Here is a 21,909-nt window from a genome sequence, read left to right as displayed (position 1 = left end):
GGTGAGGGTCGGGCGGACTTCGTCGACGTGAGACAACTGGAAGCGAGGTCCGTCGGAGACGTCGGCCACCACAGAGGTGCGTAGCCGCACTCGGATGTACGTACCGTCGCGGCGGGCCAGCCGTACTTCCGCATGGCCGCCTTGTGGCGGGGTCCCCAACATAGTTCCGATGTCGTCCGGGTGCGTGAGGTCGAGCAGGGAATACCGTCGCATGGATGAGGCGGGGCGACCGAGCATGCGGCACAACGCGTCATTCGTCCGCAGGACCCTGCCGTGGCGATCGCCGCCCAGCTCGGCGATGGCGATACCCGAAGGAGCGTATTCAAAGGCTTGGCGGAAAGATTCCTCGCTCGCGCGCAAGGCTTGCTGTTCACGTTCGAGGCGAACCAGTGCGCGTTGCATATTGGCGCGCAGCCGGGCACCGCTGACAGCTGTACCGGAGTGATAGGCGTATCTGCGTAGGTGGCCGCGTGCATGGGGGGTGGGGCGGAGCCCGTTTCTCGGCATGTCAACGGATATGACACCGATGAATTCATTCCGGAAACCGGCCGTATACATGGGCGCGTAGAGACGATCCTGCGGATGCCACTCGTAGTCCAACTGGGGCAGAGGGCCTTCGGTCTGCCACTGGGGGACGTCGTCGTCGGCCAGAACCCAGCCTTCGGTGTGCGGTATGAAGCGCAGCAAGTCCCAGTCCTCACCCATGGACAGGCGCCGCTCCCAGGACTCACGGGAGCCGACACGGCCCGTCAGCATGGCCTCGGCCCCTGGGTCACCGGCAACCGCGGCGACCACCAGATCACCGTCGGGCCTGACCAGATTGACGGCGGCCAGCCGGTATCCGAGGTGGGTCACGATTCCGTCGGCGACAGTCTGCAGTGTGTCGGCCAGGCTGCGGCTGGTGTAGAGGTCGGCGATGGCTTGGTCCGCCATGAGGGAGTCGGCGCTGTCAGCGGCCGGGTCGCGCTGCGAGGTGTAGGCGGCGTTCCTGATGAACGGAGCCTGGCCCAGTTGGTTGCGGCACAGGCGCTGAGGCTCCGGACGCTCTCTCATGATGAGTCGGGTACGGAGGCGAGTGAAAATCGCATCCAAGGTGAGGAGTGATGTCTCGCCCGGGATTCCCTCTTGCAGGATGGAAGCCCATTCGCCGGTGAACGCCGTGACCGGTTCACCGGGCGGCGCGAGCGCAACGGCCGTTTCCGCCGCGGCGGCCAAGAGGTAGGTGCCGTCCAGTTCCAGAGCAGGCGCGTTCGACTGGACACCGAATGCGCGGGCGCTGTAGCAGCAGTCAAGGACGACGATGCGTCGCAGGGCCCGGCTTCCCTCCACATCCATCCGGACCCAGTCGTAGGGAACGGCTGAGTCATGCACCGACCGAGGATCGCTGCTCTCGATGGCAAGATGCAGACGGCCCGTCCTCGGTTCGATGAGACCATGTCCCGCGTAATAGATCAGTAGCGTCTCGGTCGCTTCCTCCGCAGCTTTCCCGACGGCCCGGGAAACGTCTCGCGGGAGGGACGGATCGGCGAGGACCGTGCAGTGCTCGGAGGGCAGCTTCCACTTCTCCCGCAGCAGATTCCGGAGGACCGCGAGATTTCCTTGCACCGCCGGCAAGGCATCCAACGCTGAGAAGGTACTCGCACCGATCAGAACGACACGGGTCCTGTCCGGATCGGGCAACTGCCCTGCTTCCGGCGAGTTCACCTCATTCCCCCAGGACACGTCGGAGCAGACGCTCGGCTTCCTCCTGTGAGTGGCCGCTGATGCGCACGACGGAGCCGTCGGGCCGCTCGACCGTCAGCGTCGGACGCTCCGGGCGGGTGGAGCGCCATGCCAGGATGGAGACCGCCAAGGAAGCCGCGTTGAAACCGCTGCCGATGACCAGAGCCAAGAGGTCGATGCCATTGCCTTGGTGACCGGGCGCGGAGGGGACGTCACTCCGCAACTCGACGTCGACGGAACGGCGTACCGTCCTGTCGGCCCCGAGCCAGGCGGCGAGCGATCGAAGCTCCTGCTCGGAGTCCTCGGACGAGCAGCGTACGAGAATGTTCAAGAGCCCCCCAGAGGACGTCCCATCTAAGATCACGACAGCATCGCATACCACCGGCTTCCGGCGGTCCGAATGGCCCGAGGTCGCCCGGGGCGCCGTGGCAGCCACGGTGGCCCGTTACCGGGACACCGGCACACCCCGGCTCCACAGCTCTTCGGCGTGCTCCGCGAAGCGGTCGAACATGCCGCCCTCGCTGCGGTGGTGCAGGTGCAAGAGCGGTGAGTCATGGCCGACCAGGCGGGCCAGGTGCGGCGTCACCAGGGCGTCCTGGTCGAAGCGGAAGACGCTCAGGCTGACGTGGTTCATCGCGTCCTCGGGGGCGCTGTAGCGGACCTCCAGGCCGTCCAGGGAGCCCAGCCGGCCAAGCTCTTCCAGGGTCATACGCACCCGCGTGCCGACCGTCAGCGTGACGTTCTCGATCGCCTCGCGCTGCCGGGTCACCTCGCCCTCGGGGTCGCCGACCAAAAAACGGACGCGGCAGCCGGAAGCGGCCTTGCGCCGCAGCGTCTCGGAGAAGGCCGGGATCTGTGTCCACACGAAATAGTTCGTGTAGCCCCCGAAGATGATGTCCTGTGAGGCGCCGCCGACCAGATCGGCCCAGACGGTCGACGGACACGCGGACCGGTACGGGTACGAGTGGACGATCTCCAGGTCCCCGCCTGTCTTGATCCGGTCCTTCACGACTTTGGGCCACAGCATCTCTTCGTTGACTCCCAGTGCCTCTGCGGCGTCCTGCCTGTTCCTGGCGTGCGGAATCAGGCGCTCGTCTGACAACCATCTCTCGACGGACTTAGGGGTTACCCCGATGCGCGCCGCCAGTCGCCGCGGTGACTGTCCGGCGGAATCCATAGCCGATCGCAGGTTCGTGTTCAAGGTATCCCCCGGGACGTTTGGGCCTTTCCCAAGCTAACGCCGAAGCGGCTCAAGTGTCCTTGCCTGTGGCGGAGATACGTCCCTGAAGAAGGGCGACGATCGGTCACGACAGACCCCGGCGGAGCGGATGAGGCCCCGGGGCGCGGCCGACTACTAAGGAGCCGACGCCATGGACGATAGCCGCACGGCAGGCACGGCCGGAATGACGCCCGCGGCCCGTGCCGCGAAGACTGTGGTCGACGAACTGGGCGTCGGCGCGCTGGTCATCGACGAGAACAGGCAGCGGCTCGGACGCGTCGTGGGGAACTACGGGGCGTACGTCATGTGCCGTCCCCCGGCGGGCGGGCTGGAGTGGGATGCCCTGCCCAAGGACGTCCGTCCGGCGCGGCCCGACGAGATCCTGTGCGTGCCCACCACGGTGCGCGAGCGGACGCCATGATCCGCGACTGCCGCAGCCATCGAGCACGCGGGAAGCACCGCGGGCCGCGTCGTCTTCCTGCGTAAGGTCTGGCGCTCTCGTGCTCGGGCTCATGCCGCTGTCGGAGCACCCTGAAGGCTCGAACGGCCGCGCCCTCTATATCGAGGGGCGAATCCCTTGGACCGGGCGGCGCGGCGGACCGGTCCCCGATCACGGCGAGGGTGATCACCTACCAGTGCGCCCACACGAGTCGGATGACGACGAAGAGACCCCCGCCTTGTTCAGGAGGGGGTCTCTTCGGTGCCTGCCGGGGGAACCGATGGGAAACGCCGAGAAGCGTTTCCTCGGTTCAGAAGCAGATTCTCGCGATCGCCCAGGTCACCCGGAGCTGATCTCTAGATGTCGAAGTACAGCTCGAACTCGTGCGGGTGCGGGCGCAGCTGGATCGGGGCGATCTCGTTCGTGCGCTTGTAGTCGATCCACGTCTCGATCAGGTCGGGGGTGAAGACGCCGCCGGCCAGCAGGTACTCGTGGTCCGCCTCAAGGGCGTCGAGGACGGCCGGGAGGGACGTCGGGACCTGGGCGACGCCGGCGTGCTCCTCGGGGGCCAGCTCGTAGAGGTCCTTGTCGATCGGCTCCGGCGGCTCGATCTTGTTCTTCACGCCGTCCAGGCCGGCCATCAGCAGCGCCGAGAACGCCAGGTACGGGTTCGAGGACGGGTCGGGCGCGCGGAACTCGACGCGCTTGGCCTTCGGGTTCGAGCCCGTGATCGGGATACGCATGGCCGCGGAGCGGTTGCGCTGCGAGTAGACCATGTTGACCGGGGCCTCGAAGCCGGGGACCAGGCGGTGGTACGAGTTCACCGTCGGGTTCGTGAAGGCAAGCAGCGACGGGGCGTGCTTGAGGATGCCGCCGATGTAGTAGCGCGCCATGTCCGAGAGGCCCGCGTAGCCCTGCTCGTCGTAGAAGAGCGGGTCGCCGCCGGCCCAGAGGGACTGGTGGACGTGCATGCCCGAGCCGTTGTCACCGAAGATCGGCTTCGGCATGAAGGTCGCGGTCTTCTGGTTGCGCCAGGCGACGTTCTTCACGATGTACTTGAAGAGCATCAGGTCGTCGGCCGCGGCGAGCAGCGTGTTGAACTTGTAGTTGATCTCCGCCTGGCCGGCCGTGCCGACCTCGTGGTGCTGGCGCTCCACCTGGAGGCCGTTCTTGTCCAGCTCCAGGGAGATCTCGGCGCGCAGGTCGGCGAAGTGGTCGACCGGCGGGGCCGGGAAGTAGCCGCCCTTGTAGCGGACCTTGTAGCCGCGGTTGTTCTCGACCGCACCGGTGTTCCAGGCGCCGGCCTCGGAGTCGATGTGGTAGAAGCTCTCGTTCGCCGACGTCTGGAAGCGGACGTTGTCGAAGACGTAGAACTCCGCCTCGGGACCGAAGAACGCGGTGTCGGCGATGCCGGTGGAGGCCAGGTACGCCTCGGCCTTCTTCGCCACGTTCCGCGGGTCACGGCTGTACTGCTCGCCCGTGATCGGGTCGTGGATGAAGAAGTTGATGTTGATGGTCTTGTCGCGGCGGAACGGGTCGACCCGGGCGGTCGACAGGTCCGCGCGCAGCGCCATGTCGGACTCGTGGATGGCCTGGAAGCCTCGGATCGACGAACCGTCGAAGGCCAGCTCCTCGTCCGGGTCGAACGCCGCCGCCGGGATCGTGAAGTGCTGCATGACACCGGGCAGGTCGCAGAAGCGGACGTCGACGAACTTGACGTCCTCGTCCGCGATGTACTTCTTCGCGTCGTCGGCGTTCTGGAACAACATCCAACTCCTCCTACTCCCGCCCGGGGCGGGACGGGGTTGCAGCTCGTTGTGCGGCCAGTGCGGTGGCACACGCTGGGACCCGACCATAAGGACGGGGGATTTCTCAAGCGTGACCCATTTGTTTCGCCGAAGTTAACCGGCCCGGGGGCACCGGCCGCCGGGTTTCCCTCATCGCCTACCCCGCCCGGTCCCGTACGCACCTGCGCGCAGTACCGTGGACGGGTGGACAACAGGCAAGCAATCGGATCGTGGCTGTCGGGCCCGCGCGCGGCCGCGGAGGACGCCGGAGTCGACTTCGGGTACCGGGGCCAGCAGCTCGGGCTGCCGGAGGAGGGGCCGGGATCGATCTCGCGGCCCGGCCGCCGCATCGGCGCCATCGCCGTGGACTGGGGCCTGTGCATGCTGATCGCATACGGTCTGTTCGCCCGCGGTGACCAGCAGGCCATGGGCAACTGGGCGCTCGGCATCTTCTTCGTCCTGAGCGTGCTCACCGTCGGCACGGTCGGCTGCACGCCGGGCAAGGCCCTCTTCCGGCTGCGCCTGGTCGCCGAGGGCGGCGGGCGGCTCGGCATCGGACGCGTGTTCGTCCGCAGCGTCCTGCTCTGCGTCGCGATCCCCGCCCTCATCTGGGACCGTGACGGCCGCGGCCTGCACGACCGCCTCGCCCGCGCCGTCCAGATCCGGATCTGAGCAGTACGCCGTAGCGGTACGGCGAGTACCTCTGCCGCGAGTACTCCTTACGGCGAAGGCCCCGGAACCTATGCGGTTCCGGGGCCTTCGCCGTAAGGGCTCTCGTGAGAAGCGGGACGCTACTTCATTTTCGGGCCGCCGCGAGGCATCCGCATGCCCTTCGGCATGGGGCCCTTCGGGAGCGGCATGTTCGACATCAGGTCGCCCATGGCGCGCAGCCGGTCGTTGGTGGCCGTGACCTGCGGGCCCGTGAGCACGCGCGGCAGCTTCAGGAGCGTCGTGCGCAGCTTCTTGAGGGAGACCGTGTCCTCGGCGGTACCGACGATGACGTCGTGCACCGGCACGTCCGCCACGATGCGGGCCATCTTCTTCTTCTCGGCGGCCAGCAGGCCCTTCACCCGGTTCGGGTTGCCCTCGGCCACCAGGACGATGCCGGCCTTGCCGACGGTGCGGTGCACCACGTCCTGGCTGCGGTTCATCGCGACCGCTGGGGTCGTCGTCCAGCCGCGACCGATCTTGTCGAGCACCGCGGCCGCCGCTCCGGGCTGGCCCTCCATCTGCCCGAAGGCGGCACGCTCGGCCCTGCGTCCGAAGACGATCGCCATCGCGAGGAAGGCGAGCAGGAAGCCGAGAATGCCCAGATAGACGGGGTGACCGATCAAGAAGCCGATCGCGAGGAAGACACCAAAGGTGACGATTCCCACAGCCGCGATGATCAGACCGATTTTCGAGTCGGCCCGACGGGTCATCTTGTAGGTCAGAGCGATCTGCTTGAGTCGCCCTGGCTCCGCGGCCGCATCCGCCGCGGTGGATTCCTTCCTCGCCATGCTGCTGAGTCTACGTGTCCCCGGAGGCGACTACGACGTGCGGGTTGCCACGGTCTCCTCGAACACGCGCAGCGCCTCGACCCGGTCCTTGGCGCGGCGGCGGTCCTCGAGCACGGAAGTCCAGGCGTTGCGGCGCGCGGTGCGCTGGCCGCCGCTCATGAGGAGCGACTCGACGGCGCGCAGGGCGACGGAGACGGACGGGATGGCGGTGGCGCGTACGGGCGCGGCCTGCATGGTGGGGCCCTCCTGGGGGACGGCTCGGATGAGGAGCGGCTATGGGTAGGGATGCACGTGCGGTGATAACAGGGTCACTGACTGGTGTTACCAGGGCGTGACCGGCCGGTCAAACGCCGATGAAACGTTGATGCCTGCCCCAAAACCACGACGCGGTCCCTACGCGTCCGCGACCTGCGGAATCGTACGGACCGCGTCGTTGCGGCTTGTACCGGTCAGTAGTTACTTGTGCGGCGATTCACACAGCATGCAGCGGACAGCGCCCACGCGCCCGGCACGTGCCCGCGTCACGCCGGGGTGACCGCGCCGCGCTGCTCCATCGCCATCTTGTACAGGCGGCCGGCGCGGTACGAGGAGCGGACCAGCGGGCCGGACATGACGCCCGAGAAGCCGATCTCCTCGGCCTCCTCCTTCAGCTCCACGAACTCCTGCGGCTTGGCCCAGCGCTCCACGGGGTGGTGGCGCACCGACGGGCGCAGGTACTGCGTGATCGTGATGAGCTCGCAGCCCGCCTCGTGCAGCCGGTGCAGCGCGTCGCTGATCTCCTCGCGCTCCTCGCCCATGCCGAGGATGAGGTTGGACTTCGTGATGAGGCCCGCCTCACGCGCCCGCGTGATGACCTCCAGCGAGCGCTCGAAGCGGAAGCCGGGGCGGATGCGCTTGAAGATGCGCGGCACCGTCTCGACGTTGTGCGCGAGCACCTCGGGGCGCGAGGAGAAGACCTCGGCGAGCTGCTCGGGCTCGGCGTTGAAGTCGGGGATGAGGAGCTCGACCTTGGTCTGGCCGGCCTCGCGCTCCGCCGTCAGGCCGTGGATCTGGCGCACGGTCTCCGCGTACAGCCAGGCGCCGCCGTCCTCCAGGTCGTCGCGGGCGACGCCGGTGATCGTGGCGTAGTTCAGGTCCATCGTGACGACGGACTCGCCGACGCGGCGCGGCTCGTCGCGGTCGAGGGCCTGCGGCTTGCCGGTGTCGATCTGGCAGAAGTCGCAGCGCCGGGTGCACTGGTCGCCGCCGATGAGGAACGTGGCCTCGCGGTCTTCCCAGCACTCGTAGATGTTCGGACAGCCCGCCTCCTGGCAGACCGTGTGCAGTCCCTCGCTCTTCACGAGCTTCTGCAGGGCGTTGTACTCGGGGCCCATCTTCGCCCGGGTCTTGATCCACTCGGGCTTGCGCTCGATGGGGGTCTGGCTGTTCCGGACCTCCAGGCGCAGCATCTTGCGTCCGTCGGGTGCGACTGCGGACACATCGGCTCCCTGTAGCTTCGATTCTTCGGCGCACACCAGGGTACGCCCGTGATGTCGTTGGGCTTACTTCCGGCCAACCTCTGGCCAAGGGGGTCCATTCCCCCGATGCCGTATCCGCTAGGCGGAGGCCTTCTCCGGCGCGTACCCAGGCGCGGACTCCGCCTCGGACTTCGCCTCGGACTTCACCGCGGGCTCCGCCTGCTTCTCGACCAGCCGCGGCTTGAGCTCCGCGTTCTCCAGCACGTCGCGCAGATGCCGCTCGGCCACGGGCAGCACATCGGCGATCGTGATCTCGCGGCCCAACTCGTACGAGAGGGACGTGACGCCCGCGTCGCGGATGCCGCACGGGATGATCCGGTCGAACCAGGTGTTGTCCGGGTTCACGTTGAGCGCGAAGCCGTGCATCGTGACGCCCTTGGCGACGCGGATGCCGATGGCGGCGATCTTGCGGTCCTCGCGGCGCTGACCCGCGTTGGACGGCGCGTACTCCGGCCCGTTGAACCGGGCGTCGAACTCCTCGTCCTGGAGCCGCGGGTCGAAGTCCAGGGAGAGGCCGCCGAGCGCCGGGCGCTGCTCCACGGGATCGCCGAGGACCCAGACGCCGCTGCGTCCCTCGACGCGGCTGGTCTCCAGGCCGAACTCCGCACACGTACGGATAAGAGCCTCTTCCAGACGGCGTACATGTGCTACGACGTCGACCGGTCGCGGCAGCTTCTGGATCGGGTAGCCCACGAGCTGGCCGGGGCCGTGCCAGGTGATCTTGCCGCCGCGGTCCACGTCGACGACCGGGGTCCCGTCCAGCGGACGCTCGCTGTCCGCGGTGCGGCGGCCCGCGGTGTAGACCGGCGGGTGCTCAAGAAGCAGGCAGGTGTCGGGGGCCTCGTCGGCGAAGCGGGCGGCGTGTACGCGGCGCTGCTCGTCCCAGGCCTCGCGGTACTCCACGGCGTCCGGGCCGAAACCCAGTCGGACGAACCGAAACTCACTCACGGCAGGTGCCTCCCTGAACGTTCACCGTGCACATATCGCGCCACCTGCCACTGTACGGGCCCCCTGGTTCGGCAACTCCGGCCCGGGTTCCTCACACGATCGGATGAATGCGGGGTGAAGGTGACGATAGAGGCTGTGATGGCCGTTACATTCGCGCCGTTCACGGAGCCATAACGGCTGCTCAAGGCAGGCCGAAAGGCAGGAGACCGCACAGCCGATGACGGAACGACCCCCGCAGCGCACCCCAAACCGCCAGCTCTCCGCACTCATCGCGGAAGCCGGGTTCTCCAATGCGGGCCTCGCGCGCCGCGTCGACCAGCTCGGCCTCGAACACGGCCTCGACCTGCGGTACGACAAGACGTCCGTGACCCGGTGGCTGCGCGGCCAGCAGCCCAGAGGCACCACGCCCGCGTTGATCGCCGAGGTCTTCACCCGGCGGCTCGGCCGCCGCCTGAGCGCGCAGGACCTCGGCCTCGACGCGTGCGCCCCGGTCTACGCGGGCCTGGAGTTCGCCGCCACCCCCGAGGAGGCCGTCGACATCGTCGGCGGTCTCTGGCGAAAGGACTCCGGGAGCCACGCCGAACTCCGGAAGATCGCCTTCACCCCGGCCGGGCTCGTCGTGCCGAGCCGCGACTGGCTGATCGGCAGGGCCGACGAGCGCGTGGGCCGCGGCGACATCGACCCCGGCCCGACACGCGTGCCCCCGCAGGGGCGCCCCGCCGTGCCCCGCCAGCGCAGGGAGTCCGACCGCACGCCCGGACAGCGGGTGACCAGCGGCGACATCGCGGCGCTCCGCTCCGTCGGCGAACTCTTCCGCGCGCTCGACAACGCGTACGGCGGCGGGCACGCCCGGCAGGCCCTCGTCCGCTACCTGGAGCACGAGGCCGAACCGATGCTGCGCGGCACCTACGGCGAGCAGGCCGGCCGGCGGCTCTTCGCGGCGGCCGCCGATCTGACCCGCCTCGCGGGCTGGACCTCGTACGACATCGTGGCGCACGGCCTGGCCCAGCGGTACTACGTCCAGGCGCTGCGGCTGGCGCAGGCGGCCGGCGACCGGGCCTTCGGCTCCTACGTCCTGGTGACCATGAGCCGCCAGGCCGTCTACCTCGGGCACGGACGCGAGGCCGTGCAGCTCGCGCGCGTCGCCCAGCAGGGCGTCGGCTCGTCCGCGCCGCCCGTCGTGCAGGCCCTGCTGTACGCCGCGGAGGCGCGCGGCCACGGGGTGCTCGGCGAGGTGCGGCCCTGCACGGCATCGCTCCAGCGGGCCGAGCGGTCCCTGGAGGCGGCCAGGCCCGGCGACGAGGTGCCGCACTGGGCCCGCTTCTTCGACGAGGCCCAGCTCGCCGACGACTTCGGACACTGCCACCGGGACCTCCAGCAGTACCGCGTCGCCGTCCAGTACGCCGAGCGGTCCCTGCAACTGCGCGCCCCCGCCTTCGCGCGCAGCCGTCTGTTCTGCCGGGTGGTGCTGGCCACGTCACGGCTCGGCCTCGGCGACCTCGAACAGGCTTGCCAACTGGGCGCGGAGGCCGCGCAGGCCGCCGCGGAGATGCGGTCCGCACGGGCGCACGAGTACGTACGCGAATTCGAGCGCCGCCTTGAGCCGTACCGCGACGCGGCGCCGGTGCGGGGCTACCGCGACAAGGTCGCCGCGGCCTTCGGATAGGCCGCGGCCTTCGGCAAGGACGGTCAGGCCGCGGCCTTCGGCCGGGACGGTCAGGCGGCGACGGGCAGGGCCTCCAGGGGGTCACCGTCGCCGTCGTCCGCCGGGGTGATGCCGAAGTCCCTGAGCGCCGCGTGGGCCGCGCGCCGCCCCGAGTGCAGCGCGCCCTGGACCGTACTGGTGTCCCGGTGGTCCCCGCAGACGTAGAGCCCCCCGAGCAGACGCACCGGGCGGCGCGGGTCGTGCGGGGGCGGCATCGCGGGGACGGCCTCCGGGGTGTGGTGGAGGGCGAGGAGTTCCCAGCGGTCGGTCGGGGCCCCGTAGAGCACGGCGAGGTGCGCGCGCACGGCCCGCTCGTCCGGCGGCGGACCGAGCACCGTGGACGAGATCAGGACGCGGTCGGCGGGCGCGCGGGACGGGTCGACGTGACTGACGACCGCCGTGTGGGCGACAGGGCCCGCGCGGTCGGCGTCCAGCAGCAGCCCGGAGCCCTCCAGCGGCGGCTCGGGCGCGGTGTGGTGGAAGACCGTCACCTCGTGGAAGGGCGGCACCCGCAGCCCGGGAAGCAGCTCCGCGGCGGCGCGGGCGTCGGTGGCGAGCAGCACGGCCCGGCAGCTTATCTCACCGTGCTCGGCGGTGGTGACGGAGGTCGTGGAGACCGAGGTGACCCGGACACCGTGGCGCACCGTGCCGGGCGGCAGCGCCGCGGCGAGCAGTTCGGGCAGTACCTCGGCGCCGCCCTCGGGCAGACAGAGCTTGCCGCGCGCGTAGGCGTGCAGGGCGAGGTCCGCGCACCGGCTTGACGTGGTCAGGCCGGCGTCGCAGAGCAGTGTGGAGAGCAGCGGGCGCAGGAAGCCGTCGATGGTGCGCGGGGGCAGTCCGCGCGCGGCGAGGGCTGTGCGGGCGGGGAGTTCGGGGCGGTCGAGCAGCCGCTCGACGGGGGTCGCCCCGATGCGGACGAGCGCGGCGCCGAGCCGTGCCTGGTCGAGCGGGCGGCCGAGGGGCGCGGGGCGCGACGCGGACCCCGGCGCGGGCCTCACGGCGCGCGGCACGAGGGGGGCGCTCGCAAGGGCGCGCGCCGCCGTGAGTGCGCCTCTCGCGCTCCGCCCGGGCACGGGCTCCGCCACCCGGTGGTGACGGCCGTCGCTGTGCACCAGGACGCCGGGCGCGAACGGGCGCAGGACCAGCGCGTCGAGCCCCGGTGTGCGGCGCAGCTCCGGGTACGAGGTGGTGAGCAACTGCCCGATCCTGTCGAGCCGGAAGCCGTCGACCTTCTCGGTCGCCATCCTGCCGCCGACGTAAGGGGCGGCTTCCAGGACGACGGTCGTTACTCCGGCGCTGGTCAGCCGATGCGCGGCCGAGAGCCCCGCGGCCCCGGCCCCCACGATGACGACGTCCGCATGGTGCGCAGGCTCTAGCACGTGCCCCTCCCAGAGGTCGCGCGGGCTTGTTGGGGACCAGATGCCCGCAACAGAGGTCTCGAATGCAGGGATTCGAACCGAGGGTAGGAGCGCTCGAACACCGGGGCAGTCGCGCACGAACCGAGCACGGTCGCACGCGGGTCGCACGCGGGTGTGGTCCGGTGCGTTGCAGGAAAGTCCCAGCGACACGCCGAGAAACTCGGCGTGTCGCTGGGACTTTCCTGCGACACGCCGTCCATGGCTATATCAGCGCCGCCCGCAGCGTGTCCTCGATGCCCGGGTGGGTGAACTCGAAGCCTGACTCCAGGAGGCGGGTGGGGAGCACTCGTTGGCTGGCCAGTACGTCGCCCGCCATCTCGCCCAGCGCCACGCGCAGCGCCGGGGCCGGGGCGGGGAACAGCGTGGGGCGGCGCAGCACGCGGCCCATCGCGGCCGTGATCTCGCCGTTGGTGAGCGGATCGGGGGCGGTGAGGTTGACCGGGCCCGACAGGGTCTCGGTGGCGAGGAGGTACCGCAGGGCGGCCACTACGTCGTGCAGGGAGATGTAGCTCCAGTACTGCCTGCCGTTGCCGAGGCGCCCGCCGAGGCCCGCTCTGAAGAGCGGGAAGAGCCGTGCCCAGGCGCCGCCCTCGCGGGCCACGACGAGGCCGTTGCGGGCGATGACGGTACGGATGCCCGCCTCCCGCGCGGCGGCGGTCGCCGCCTCCCACTCCACGCAGAGGGCCGGCAGGAACCCCGTACCGGCGGGGGCGCTCTCGTCGACCGCCCGGGTGCCGGTGTCGCCGTAGTAGCCGATCGCCCCGGCGTTGAGGAACACGCGGGGCGGTTCGTCGAGGGAGGCCGCCGCCGCGGCGAGCGCGGAGGTGCCGAGGACCCGGCTGTCGCGGAGCTCCCGCTTGTAGGCGGCCGTCCAGCGGTGGTCGCCGATCCCGGCGCCCGCGAGGTTGACGACGGCCGTGCAGCCCGCGAGGCCCGCCGTGTCGACGCGGCCGCTCGCGGGGTCCCAGCGCACCTCGTCGGCTCTACGGGGCGCTCTGCGCACCAGGCGGACCACGTCGTGCCCGTCCGCGGTGAGGGAGCGGGTGAGCGCCGTGCCGATGAGCCCGGAGGCGCCGGAGACGGCGACGCGGGACCGTGTGGTTTCCATGGCTCCCATCCTGGCCCGTCCGGCCCCGTCGCGCCCCATCGCGGCCCGCCGTGGCCCGTCGCGCCCCATCGCGGCCCGCCGTGGCCCGTCGCGCCCCATCGCGGCCCGCCGCGGCCCGCCGCGCCCCGTCCTGGCCCGCACCGCGCCCCGTCCTGGTCCGTCCTAGCCCGTCCTGGCCCGTGCTGGTCCGGAAAGGGCGTCGGGGCGTGCGTTCCGGAGCCGGCGCGGGAAACGTCGGGTGGGCCGCGGCGTGACCGCCGTAAAGTGACGCCATGCCGGAGTTGCACATACGCACCGCCCTGGTCGAGGACGACGACGCGCTCGCCCGCCTCGACCGCGCCGCATGGTCCCCGCTGCACGCGGTCCTGCCCCGCCCCGAGCCGCCCTACGAACCCTTCTTCAACGACCGCTTCGGCCCGCACGACCACCTCGTGGCCGAACTGGACGGGCGGCTCGTCGGCTATGTAAAGCTCGGCTTCCCCACCCCGCTGTACTCGAACGCGCACGTGCGTCAGATCCAGGGCTTCCTGGTCGCGGAGGAGGCGCGCGGCCGTGGCGTCGGCCGCCGGATGATGCGCGCCGCCCTGGACCGGGCACGCGGGCAGGGTGCGCGGCGCGTCACCCTGCGGGTCCTCGGGCACAACACACCGGCCCGCAAGCTCTACGAGGCGGAGGGCTTCGTGGTCGAAGGGGTGCTGCCCGGCGAGTTCCTGCTGGAGGGCGAGTACGTCGACGACGTACTCATGGGCCGCCCCCTCTGACCGGCCGCCCCCTCTGACCGGCCGGGCCGGGCATCCGACGCACCGGGCATCCGACGCACCGGGCACCCGACGCACCGGGCACCCGACGGACCGGCCCGGCGTGCGGTGTTCCCGCGCGCGTAGGAGCGTGAAGGGGTGATCAGGGCGGCGGCCAGACGGCGTGACGCGGAGCAGCGCGACTGGCTGCTGCGCGGGACGCCGCCCCCGCCCTGGGTGCGGTGGCCGCCGCCGCTGGTCCTCGCCGCGGTCGTGGCCATCCAGCTGCTGACGCCGAAGACGCTGGACCTGAGCTTCCTGGTCGCCGCCGTCTCGCCGCTCGCCGCCCTGTCCTACGGGCCCGCCGCCACCGCCCTGTTCGGCGCCCTCGTCCTCCTGCTGGTCTCCCTGCCCGGTCTGAGCCTTGGCCACCCCGGCAACAGCGACTGGCTGACGATCATCTTCATCGCGCTGCTCAGCGTGCTCATCGCCTGGGTACGCGGCCGCCGCGAACGGCAGCTCGTGACGGTCAGCACGGTCGCGGAGGCGGCCCAGCTCGCGGTGCTGCCGCCGCTGCCGGACCGGGTCGGCAGGGTGCGGTGCGCGGGCCTGTACCAGGCGGCGCAGCGCGAGTCCCTGGTCGGCGGCGACTTCTTCGACGTACGCGGCTCGCCGTACGGCGTCCGCGCCCTGGTCGGCGACGTGCAGGGCCACGGGCTCGCCGCCGTCGGCACGGTCGCCTCGCTGCTCGGCGCCTTCCGCGAGGCGGTCCTCGACCAGCCCGACCTGGAGGGCGTCGCGGCCCGCCTCGACCGCAGGCTCCTCGTCGACTCGGCGGACGAGGAGCACACCGAGCTGTTCGCCACGGCCGTGCTCCTGGAGTTCCCCGACGGTTCCAAGGGTTCCAAGGGCTCCGACGGTTCCGAGGGCTCCGACGGCTCCGACGTCGTCCGCATCGTCTCCTGCGGCCACCCGGCCCCGCTGCTCCTGCGCGGCCCTGAGGTCACCGAGCTGTCGGTGGCGCCGGGGGCGCCGCTCGGCCTCGGCATCGCGGGGGCCGTCCCGCCCGAACGGCTGACGGTGCCGCTGTTCGCCGGCGACCGGCTGCTCGCCCTGACCGACGGCGTCTGCGAGGCGAGGGACGTGTCCGGCGCCTTCTACCCCGTCCTCGAACGGCTCTCCGCCATGATCGAGGCCGACCCGGCGGTCATCGACGACCCGGCGGCGCTGACGGAACAGGTCTGGGCGGACGTCCTGCGGCACGCGGGGGTCGTACGGGACGACGTGACGATGATGGTGTTCGCCCCGGAACAGCGATAGCTGGCATAATGTGCCACATAGGCATGAAGTGTCAGTAGGTAGTGAGCAGCAAGCAGTGAGTGGAGAAACGCCATGGAGACGACCGCCGCGTACACCCTGAACCGCTACGAGGGCCGCCGCGCCCTGGTGACCGGTGGCGGGTCCGGCATCGGGCAGGCCACCGTCCTGCGGATGCTGGCCGAAGGGGGCAGGGTCGTTGCCGCCGACGTCAGCGAGGACGGCCTGAAGGACACCGTCGCCAAGGCGGGCGCGGACGCGGAGCGGCTGACCACCGCCGTGGTGGACATCGCCGACGAGGACTCCGTGCGCGCGGGCGTCGCCGCCGCCGTGACCGCGCTCGGCGGCCTGGACGTCCTGGTGAACGCGGCCGGCGTCCTGCGCTCCTCGCACACCCACGAGACCAGCCTCGCCGCCTTCAACCAGGTCATCGGCGTCAACCTCACCGGCACGTTCCTGATGATCCGTGAGGCGATACCGGCGCTCCTCGAAGGCAACGGCCCCGCCGTCGTCAACTTCAGCTCCACCTCGGCGACGTTCGCCCACCCGTACATGGCGGCGTACGCGGCGAGCAAGGGCGGCATCCAGTCCATGACGCACGCCCTGGCGAGCGAGTACGGCAAGCAGGGCATACGGTTCACCGCCGTGCAGCCCGGCTCCATCTCCTCCGGGATGACCGACGGCTCGGGCGAGAGCAGGCGCAGCGTCGGCCCCGGGCTGCCCGCGGACGCCGACATGAGCCTCTTCGTGAAGCTGGCGCCCGCCCTCGGGCAGGGCTTCGCGGGCCCCGAGACGGTCGCGTCCGTCGTCGCCATGCTCGCCTCGGACGACGGCCGCTTCATCACGGGCACCGAGGTCCGCGTCGACGGTGGCACACACTTCTGAGCGGCTTGTGGACCGCGGCGTGACTGAGCCTCACTCGGACATGAAGCGGTCCCACAGCTTCGGGTACAGCCGCGCCATCGCCGCGTCGTCCTCGAAGTCGATGGGGGTGCCCGTCGGCTCCGGCGGGGCGGGCAGGATGCCGAGGTCGGGGGCGACGACGCCGGTGAGCTGCTCGTACGCCTCGTCGGCGGCGTAGCCGAGGTCCTCGCCGTCGCCGTCAAGCTCCTCGTCGAAGTCGTCCAGGAGGTCGGCGAGGGCGTCGGGGTCGTGCACCGCGCCCTCGTAGACCGCCCGGCCCTGGCCGATCAGCCAGCAGCGGAAGTAGTCGAAGGCGTCGTCGCTCGCGCCGCCGAGCAGCACCCAGGCCGCTCCCCACAGGTCCCAGCGGTAGGCGCGGTTGTAGCGGGCCTCGAAGTGACGGGCGAAGTCGAGCACCGCGTCCGGGTCGGAACCCACCAGACGCTCCACGAGCAGCTCGGCGTGGTCCTCCGGGTCGCCGCCGGCGGCCTCGCGGGTGCTGTCCACGATCTCCCAGAACTCCGTCTCGTCCATCACGGGTCCAGCATCGGTCCTCACAAGTGCGGGCGCACGCGGAGTGCGCCGGAATGCGGCTGTCTCGTTATGCGTGCACATGCCCTTGGAAAAACCGACAGGAGATGTCGGCTTTTGGTGGAAGCCTCAAGGCATGGACAAAGGCATGGGCAAAGACAGGGACAAGGACAGGGGACAGGGCGTCGAAGGCACCGGGACCGCACGGCCGCTGACCGGGAAGGTCGCCCTGGTGGCGGGCGCCACCCGCGGCGCGGGGCGCGCCATGGCCGTGGAACTCGGCCGCGCCGGAGCGACCGTGTACGTCACGGGAAGGACCACGCGCGAGCACGTCAGCGAGGTCGGGCGGGACACCGAGACCATCGAGGGGACCGCGGAGCTGGTGGACGCGGCGGGCGGCGAGGGGATCGCCGTACCGACCGACCACCTGGAGCCGGAGCGGGTCGAGGCGCTCGTGGCGCGGATCGACCGCGAGCGGGGCCGCCTGGACATCCTGGTCAACGACCTCTGGGGCGGCGACGCCTTCGTCGGGTGGGACAAGAAGATGTGGGAGCACGACCTCGGCGACGGACTGCGTGTCCTGCGCCTCGGCGTCGAGTCCCACCTCGTCACCAGCCGGTACGCGCTGCCGCTGCTGATCAGGAACCGCGGTGGTCTGGTCGTCGAGGTCACCGACGGCACCGAGGAGTACAACCGCCGCTACCGCCAGCCCGTCTACTACGACCTCGCCAAGGCCGCCCCGCTGCGGATGGCGCGCGGACTCGCCGAGGAGCTGACGGAGTACGGCTGCACGGCCGTCTGCCTGACACCCGGCTGGCTGCGCTCCGAGGCCATGCTCGACACCCACTTCAAGGTGACCGAGGAGGACTGGCTCGCGGGGTGCGAGCAGAATCCGCACTTCGCGATCTCCGAGACGCCGACGTTCGTCGGGCGCGCCCTGGCAGCGCTCGCCGCCGACCCGGACGTGGCGCGCTGGAACGGTGCCTCGCTCTCCAGCGGCGGGCTCGCCAAGGAGTACGGGTTCACGGACGTCGACGGCTCGGCGCCCGACGCGTGGCGGTACATCACGGAGGTCGACCAGGAGAGCCCGACGGCGGACGTCACCGGCTACCGGTAGCGCCCCGCGGCTTCTCGTACAGCTTCGCCGAGCGGGCCGCCGCGTCCGCGAACCGCTCGCGCAGGGCGGCGGGTTCCACCACCTCCGCCTCCGGGCCCAGCGCCATGAGCTGGGCGTACGCCACGTCGTCGTTCTCGACGGGCAGGGTGACCGTCACCCGGCCCGTCGCGTCCGGGGCGCCCGCCGACTCCATCACCTCACGCGCGACCGCGCGGTCGGTGGCGTACGGGAGCTGTCGCACGCCCGCCTCCGTGAGCCGCACGACGACCTCGGAGCGCAGGATCGCCCGCGCGAACTCGGCCGCGCGCTCCTCCCAGAAGGCCGGCAGGTCGAACTCCTCGTCGCGCACGAAGCGTTCGGCGCCGGGGGTGATCTCCGTGAACCGGTCGACGCGGTAGACGCGGTATGTGTCGTGGTCGGGCACGCGGGCGCACAGGTACCAGACGCCCGCCTTGAGGACCAGGCCGTAAGGCTCCAGGTCGCGCTCTCTGGCGGCCCCTTGGCGCACGTAGCGGGCGCTGATCGGACGGTCGTCCCAGACGGCGTCCGCGACGGCGGGCAGCAGTTCGGGGGCGGGGGTCTCCTGGAACCAGCCGGGGGCGTCCAGATGGAACCGCTGCGCGGCGTTCTGCGAGGCGTCCCTGAGGGAGGGCATGAGCGCCGCCGAGACCTTGAGGCGGGCCGCGGAGGCGGCGTCCTCCAGGCCCATCTCGCGCAGCGCGCCCGGCACTCCGGACAGGAACAGCGCCTCGGCCTCGCTGCGGCCGAGGCCGGTGAGGCGGGTGCGGTAACCGCCGATGAGGCGGTAGCCGCCGGTCCTGCCGCGGTCCGCGTAGACGGGCACGCCGGCCTCGGACAGGGCCTGGGCGTCACGGGTGATGGTCCGTTCGGACACGTCCAGCTCGGCGGCCAGCTCGGCGGCGGTCATGGAGGGCCTCGCCTGGAGCAGCAGCACCATCTTGATGAGGCGGGCAGCACGCATGCCGCCATTGTGCCGCCGCGGACGGAACCACCCACCCGTCCGCCCCCGGTACGGGGGTGAACGGGTGGGTGGAACGACATCCGCCGCTAAGGGGCGGGCCGGTACGCGGACCGGTACGGGGGCAGGATCACAGCCCGTACTTCGCCCGGGCCTCCTTCACCGCGGAAGCGGGCACCTCGCCGCGGCGGGCGAGCTGGGCCAGCGCCGCCACCACGATGGACTCCGCGTCGACGCCGAAGTGGCGACGGGCCGCGTCGCGCGTGTCGGAGAGGCCGAAGCCGTCCGCGCCGAGCGAGGAGTAGTCCTGCTCGATCCACTGGGCGATCTGGTCCGGGACCTGGCGCATGTAGTCGGAGACGGCCAGGACCGGGCCCTGGGCACCTTCCAGCGCCGTACGCACGTACGGCGTGCGCTCCTCGCCGCGCAGGATCGCCTCGTCCGCATCGAGGGCGTCGCGGCGCAGCTCGGTCCAGGAGGTCGCGGACCACACGTCGGCGGCCACGCCCCACTCCTCGGCGAGCATCTTCTGCGCGGCCAGCGTCCAGTGGATGGCCGTTCCCGAGCCGATCAGCTGGATGCGCGAGGCGTTGGCAGCGGGGGAGAGCCCCGCGGACTCGGCCGTGTTGAAGCGGTAGAGGCCCTTGATGATGCCCTCGTCCACCCCCGCGGGCTTCGCGGGCTGCGGCATCGGCTCGTTGTAGACGGTGAGGTAGTAGAAGACGTCCCGGTCCTCACCGGGGGCCGCGTCGCCGTACATCCGGCGCAGACCGTCCTTGACGATCGCCGCGATCTCGTAGGCGAACGCCGGGTCGTACGACATGGCGGCCGGGTTCGTCGCGGCGATCACCGGCGAGTGGCCGTCGGCGTGCTGGAGGCCCTCGCCCGTCAGCGTCGTACGGCCGGCGGTGGCGCCGACGAGGAAGCCGCGGCCGAGCTGGTCGCCGAGCTGCCACATCTGGTCGGCCGTGCGCTGCCAGCCGAACATCGAGTAGAAGATGTAGAAGGGGATCATCGCTTCGCCGTGCGTCGCGTACGACGACGACGCGGCGATGAAGTCCGCCATGGAACCGGCCTCGGTGATCCCCTCGTTGAGGATCTGGCCGTCCGTGGCCTCCTTGTAGTACATGAGCTGGTCGCGGTCGACCGGCTCGTACGTCTGGCCCTTCGGCGAGTAGATGCCGAGGGACGGGAAGAGCGACTCCATGCCGAAGGTGCGCGCCTCGTCGGGGACGATCGGCACCCAGCGCTTGCCGGTCTCCTTGTCGCGTACGAGGTCCTTGACCAGGCGTACGAACGCCATGGTGGTGGCCATCGACTGGCTGCCTGAGCCCTTGTCGAACGCGGCGAACGCCTTGTCCGCCGGGGCGGGCAGCGGGGCGAGCGGCTGCGTGCGGCGGGCCGGGGCCGGGCCGCCGAGGGCCGCACGGCGCTCCTGGAGGTAGCGGACCTCGGGGGAGTCGGCGCCGGGGTGGCCGTAGGGCACCTGGCCGTCGACGAACGCGCTGTCCGGGATCGGCAGCTCCAGGAGATCGCGCATGTCCTTGAACTCGTCCACCGACAGCTTCTTCATCTGGTGGTTGGCGTTCTTGGACGCGAAGCCCTTGCCGAGGGTGAAGCCCTTGACCGTCTGCGCGAGGATCACGGTCGGCGCGCCCGTGTGGGTGAGCGCCGCACGGTAGGCCGCGTAGACCTTGCGGGCCTCGTGGCCGCCGCGCGAGAGGTGGAAGCACTCGCTGATCTTGTCGTCGCTGAGCAGCTTGCCCAGCTCGACGAGGGCGGGCTCGGAGCCGAAGAAGTGCTCGCGGATGTAGGCGGCGTCACGCGTCGCGTACGTCTGGAACTGCGCGTCCGGCACCTCACGCAGGCGGCGGACCAGGGCGCCCGTGGTGTCGAGCTGGAACAGCTCGTCCCAGGCGTTGCCCCACAGGACCTTGATGACGTTCCAGCCGGCGCCGCGGAACTGGGCCTCCAGCTCCTGCACCACGCGGAAGTTGGCGCGGACCGGGCCGTCGAGGCGCTGGAGGTTGCAGTTGATGACGTAGGTGAGGTTGTCGAGACCCTCGCGCGCGGCCAGTGCGAGGGCCGCCGTCGACTCGGGCTCGTCCATCTCGCCGTCACCGAGGAACGCCCACACGTGCGAGGCGGAGACGTCCTTGATGCCGCGGTTGGTGAGGTAGCGGTTGAAGCGCGCCTGGTAGATCGCCGACAGCGGGCCGAGGCCCATCGACACCGTCGGGAACTCCCACAGCCAGGGGAGACGGCGCGGGTGCGGGTAGGACGGGAGACCGTTGCCGCCCGCCTCCTGCCGGAAGTTGTCGAGGTGCGTCTCGTTCAGACGGCCGTCGAGGAAGGCGCGGGCGTAGATGCCGGGGGAGGCGTGGCCCTGGATGTAGAGCTGGTCGCCGGAGCCGTCCCCCTCCTTGCCCTTGAAGAAGTGGTTGAAGCCGGTCTCGTACAGCCAGGCGGCGGAGGCGAAGGTGGCGATGTGGCCACCGACGCCGTGCTTGGCGCCGCGGGTGACCATCGCGGCCGCGTTCCAGCGGTTCCACGCGGTGATCTTCCGCTCCATCTCCTCGTCACCGTCGACGGACGGCTCGGCGGAGGTGGGGATGGTGTTGACGTAGTCGGTCTCCAGGAGCTTGGGCAGCGCCAGGCCCGCGCCCTCGGCGCGCTCCAGCGTGCGGCGCATCAGGTACGCGGCACGGTGCGGCCCGGCCGCCTGGGTAACGGCGTCCAGGGAGGCCTGCCATTCGGCGGTCTCCTCGGGGTCGCGGTCCGGGAGCTGGTCGAGCTCGCTCGGCTGGATTGCGGAGGGGTCGGTCATTGCGCCGCCTTCCTGAGTCGGAGGGGGTCCCCTGTTCGGTAAGGGGTGGGGGTGCCCGTTGTCTGGCAGGACAGGGCGTGAGGCTCGGGTCAGAGCCCGTCGTCGACTGTAATCCCGTGATCGATGATCGATCAAA

19 protein-coding genes and 2 pseudogenes are annotated in these 21,909 nt (G+C 70.9%); 7 read left to right on the top strand and 14 right to left on the bottom strand.

Annotation, left to right across the window (positions count from 1 at the left end; translation table 11 throughout):
- Positions 1-15: 15 nt before the first annotated feature.
- The 4 genes and pseudogenes from ACRAKF_RS12075 to ACRAKF_RS12060 all read right to left on the bottom strand — a co-directional run.
- Positions 16-933 (bottom strand): annotated as a pseudogene (locus ACRAKF_RS12075) (PAS domain S-box protein); the annotation flags it as partial.
- Positions 934-1,068: 135 nt separating this feature from the next.
- A pseudogene (locus ACRAKF_RS12070) lies at positions 1,069-1,704 on the bottom strand (caspase, EACC1-associated type); the annotation flags it as partial.
- A gap of 1 nt (position 1,705) precedes the next feature.
- Positions 1,706-2,053, bottom strand: coding sequence for an effector-associated constant component EACC1 (locus ACRAKF_RS12065; RefSeq protein ID WP_447036987.1), 348 nt, complete (start codon positions 2,051-2,053; stop codon positions 1,706-1,708).
- A gap of 114 nt (positions 2,054-2,167) precedes the next feature.
- Positions 2,168-2,749, bottom strand: coding sequence for an XRE family transcriptional regulator (locus tag ACRAKF_RS12060; protein WP_447036986.1), 582 nt, complete (start codon positions 2,747-2,749; stop codon positions 2,168-2,170).
- 343 nt (positions 2,750-3,092) lie between these two features.
- Here ACRAKF_RS12060 and ACRAKF_RS12055 point away from each other — a divergent pair, with 343 nt between their 5' ends.
- The gene (locus tag ACRAKF_RS12055) at positions 3,093-3,362 is read left to right on the top strand and encodes a hypothetical protein (protein WP_447036985.1); all 270 of its coding nucleotides are present in this window, start codon (positions 3,093-3,095) and stop codon (positions 3,360-3,362) included.
- Positions 3,363-3,736: 374 nt separating this feature from the next.
- Here the strand turns inward: ACRAKF_RS12055 and glnA are convergent, their stop codons facing one another.
- Positions 3,737-5,146 (bottom strand): type I glutamate--ammonia ligase, encoded by a 1,410-nt coding sequence (gene glnA / locus ACRAKF_RS12050; RefSeq protein ID WP_447041941.1) that lies wholly within the window; start codon positions 5,144-5,146, stop codon positions 3,737-3,739.
- Between the two features lie 225 nt (positions 5,147-5,371).
- Between glnA and ACRAKF_RS12045 the strand changes: the two genes are divergently transcribed.
- Positions 5,372-5,839 (top strand): RDD family protein, encoded by a 468-nt coding sequence (locus ACRAKF_RS12045; protein WP_447036984.1) that lies wholly within the window; start codon positions 5,372-5,374, stop codon positions 5,837-5,839.
- Between the two features lie 119 nt (positions 5,840-5,958).
- Here ACRAKF_RS12045 and ACRAKF_RS12040 read toward each other — a convergent pair whose 3' ends face one another.
- The 4 genes from ACRAKF_RS12040 to lipB form a co-directional block, all read right to left on the bottom strand.
- The gene (locus ACRAKF_RS12040) at positions 5,959-6,666 is read right to left on the bottom strand and encodes a DUF4191 domain-containing protein (RefSeq protein ID WP_447036983.1); all 708 of its coding nucleotides are present in this window, start codon (positions 6,664-6,666) and stop codon (positions 5,959-5,961) included.
- A 30-nt stretch (positions 6,667-6,696) separates the two neighbouring features.
- Complete coding sequence (locus ACRAKF_RS12035; RefSeq protein WP_363250468.1) at positions 6,697-6,900, bottom strand: SCO2195 family GlnR-regulated protein; 204 nt, start codon at positions 6,898-6,900, stop codon at positions 6,697-6,699.
- 287 nt (positions 6,901-7,187) lie between these two features.
- Positions 7,188-8,144, bottom strand: coding sequence for a lipoyl synthase (locus ACRAKF_RS12030; protein WP_447036981.1), 957 nt, complete (start codon positions 8,142-8,144; stop codon positions 7,188-7,190).
- 117 nt (positions 8,145-8,261) lie between these two features.
- Positions 8,262-9,131, bottom strand: a complete 870-nt coding sequence (gene lipB / locus ACRAKF_RS12025) for a lipoyl(octanoyl) transferase LipB (protein ID WP_447036979.1) — start codon at positions 9,129-9,131, stop codon at positions 8,262-8,264.
- 217 nt (positions 9,132-9,348) lie between these two features.
- Between lipB and ACRAKF_RS12020 the strand changes: the two genes are divergently transcribed.
- Positions 9,349-10,797 (top strand): regulator, encoded by a 1,449-nt coding sequence (locus ACRAKF_RS12020; protein ID WP_447036978.1) that lies wholly within the window; start codon positions 9,349-9,351, stop codon positions 10,795-10,797.
- Positions 10,798-10,847: 50 nt separating this feature from the next.
- Here the strand turns inward: ACRAKF_RS12020 and ACRAKF_RS12015 are convergent, their stop codons facing one another.
- Positions 10,848-12,215 (bottom strand): NAD(P)/FAD-dependent oxidoreductase, encoded by a 1,368-nt coding sequence (locus ACRAKF_RS12015; RefSeq protein ID WP_447036977.1) that lies wholly within the window; start codon positions 12,213-12,215, stop codon positions 10,848-10,850.
- A gap of 241 nt (positions 12,216-12,456) precedes the next feature.
- Positions 12,457-13,371, bottom strand: coding sequence for a TIGR01777 family oxidoreductase (locus ACRAKF_RS12010; RefSeq protein WP_447036975.1), 915 nt, complete (start codon positions 13,369-13,371; stop codon positions 12,457-12,459).
- 263 nt (positions 13,372-13,634) lie between these two features.
- Between ACRAKF_RS12010 and ACRAKF_RS12005 the strand changes: the two genes are divergently transcribed.
- From ACRAKF_RS12005 to ACRAKF_RS11995, 3 genes are all read left to right on the top strand, one after another.
- Positions 13,635-14,123 (top strand): N-acetyltransferase family protein, encoded by a 489-nt coding sequence (locus tag ACRAKF_RS12005; RefSeq protein WP_447036973.1) that lies wholly within the window; start codon positions 13,635-13,637, stop codon positions 14,121-14,123.
- Between the two features lie 138 nt (positions 14,124-14,261).
- On the top strand, positions 14,262-15,419 hold the full coding sequence (locus ACRAKF_RS12000; protein WP_447041939.1) for a PP2C family protein-serine/threonine phosphatase: 1,158 nt from the start codon (positions 14,262-14,264) through the stop codon (positions 15,417-15,419).
- 72 nt (positions 15,420-15,491) lie between these two features.
- On the top strand, positions 15,492-16,301 hold the full coding sequence (locus ACRAKF_RS11995) for an SDR family NAD(P)-dependent oxidoreductase (protein WP_447036971.1): 810 nt from the start codon (positions 15,492-15,494) through the stop codon (positions 16,299-16,301).
- A 30-nt stretch (positions 16,302-16,331) separates the two neighbouring features.
- Here ACRAKF_RS11995 and ACRAKF_RS11990 read toward each other — a convergent pair whose 3' ends face one another.
- The gene (locus ACRAKF_RS11990; protein ID WP_447041938.1) at positions 16,332-16,853 is read right to left on the bottom strand and encodes a DUF4240 domain-containing protein; all 522 of its coding nucleotides are present in this window, start codon (positions 16,851-16,853) and stop codon (positions 16,332-16,334) included.
- Between the two features lie 145 nt (positions 16,854-16,998).
- Between ACRAKF_RS11990 and ACRAKF_RS11985 the strand changes: the two genes are divergently transcribed.
- Positions 16,999-17,967 (top strand): SDR family oxidoreductase, encoded by a 969-nt coding sequence (locus ACRAKF_RS11985; RefSeq protein ID WP_447041936.1) that lies wholly within the window; start codon positions 16,999-17,001, stop codon positions 17,965-17,967.
- On the opposite strand, the gene ACRAKF_RS11980 is transcribed toward ACRAKF_RS11985, so the two are convergent.
- Entirely contained in the window at positions 17,951-18,949 is a 999-nt protein-coding gene (locus tag ACRAKF_RS11980; protein ID WP_447036969.1) for a helix-turn-helix transcriptional regulator, read from the bottom strand. The genes ACRAKF_RS11985 and ACRAKF_RS11980 overlap by 17 nt on opposite strands.
- A 127-nt stretch (positions 18,950-19,076) precedes the next feature.
- A complete protein-coding gene (aceE, locus tag ACRAKF_RS11975; protein ID WP_447036967.1) occupies positions 19,077-21,773 on the bottom strand; it encodes a pyruvate dehydrogenase (acetyl-transferring), homodimeric type in 2,697 nt (898 codons plus the stop codon).
- Positions 21,774-21,909 lie beyond the last annotated feature (136 nt).

The sequence above is a fragment of the Streptomyces sp. DSM 118878 genome (assembly GCF_052936595.1).
This window is presented reverse-complemented; position numbering and strand designations above follow the sequence as displayed.

Bases quoted from the DNA above. Each gene is read 5' to 3' on its own strand.
- ACRAKF_RS12060 (WP_447036986.1), bottom strand. From the start codon at position 2,749: ATGCTGTGGCCCAAAGTCGTGAAGGACCGGATCAAGACAGGCGGGGAC.
- ACRAKF_RS12055 (WP_447036985.1), top strand. From the start codon at position 3,093: ATGGACGATAGCCGCACGGCAGGCACGGCCGGAATGACGCCCGCGGCC.
- ACRAKF_RS12040 (WP_447036983.1), bottom strand. From the start codon at position 6,666: ATGGCGAGGAAGGAATCCACCGCGGCGGATGCGGCCGCGGAGCCAGGG.
- ACRAKF_RS12035 (WP_363250468.1), bottom strand. From the start codon at position 6,900: ATGCAGGCCGCGCCCGTACGCGCCACCGCCATCCCGTCCGTCTCCGTC.
- ACRAKF_RS12020 (WP_447036978.1), top strand. From the start codon at position 9,349: ATGACGGAACGACCCCCGCAGCGCACCCCAAACCGCCAGCTCTCCGCA.
- ACRAKF_RS12010 (WP_447036975.1), bottom strand. From the start codon at position 13,371: ATGGGAGCCATGGAAACCACACGGTCCCGCGTCGCCGTCTCCGGCGCC.
- ACRAKF_RS12005 (WP_447036973.1), top strand. From the start codon at position 13,635: ATGCCGGAGTTGCACATACGCACCGCCCTGGTCGAGGACGACGACGCG.
- ACRAKF_RS11995 (WP_447036971.1), top strand. From the start codon at position 15,492: ATGGAGACGACCGCCGCGTACACCCTGAACCGCTACGAGGGCCGCCGC.
- ACRAKF_RS11990 (WP_447041938.1), bottom strand. From the start codon at position 16,853: ATGGACGAGACGGAGTTCTGGGAGATCGTGGACAGCACCCGCGAGGCC.
- ACRAKF_RS11985 (WP_447041936.1), top strand. From the start codon at position 16,999: ATGGGCAAAGACAGGGACAAGGACAGGGGACAGGGCGTCGAAGGCACC.
- ACRAKF_RS11980 (WP_447036969.1), bottom strand. From the start codon at position 18,949: ATGCGTGCTGCCCGCCTCATCAAGATGGTGCTGCTGCTCCAGGCGAGG.
- aceE (WP_447036967.1), bottom strand. From the start codon at position 21,773: ATGACCGACCCCTCCGCAATCCAGCCGAGCGAGCTCGACCAGCTCCCG.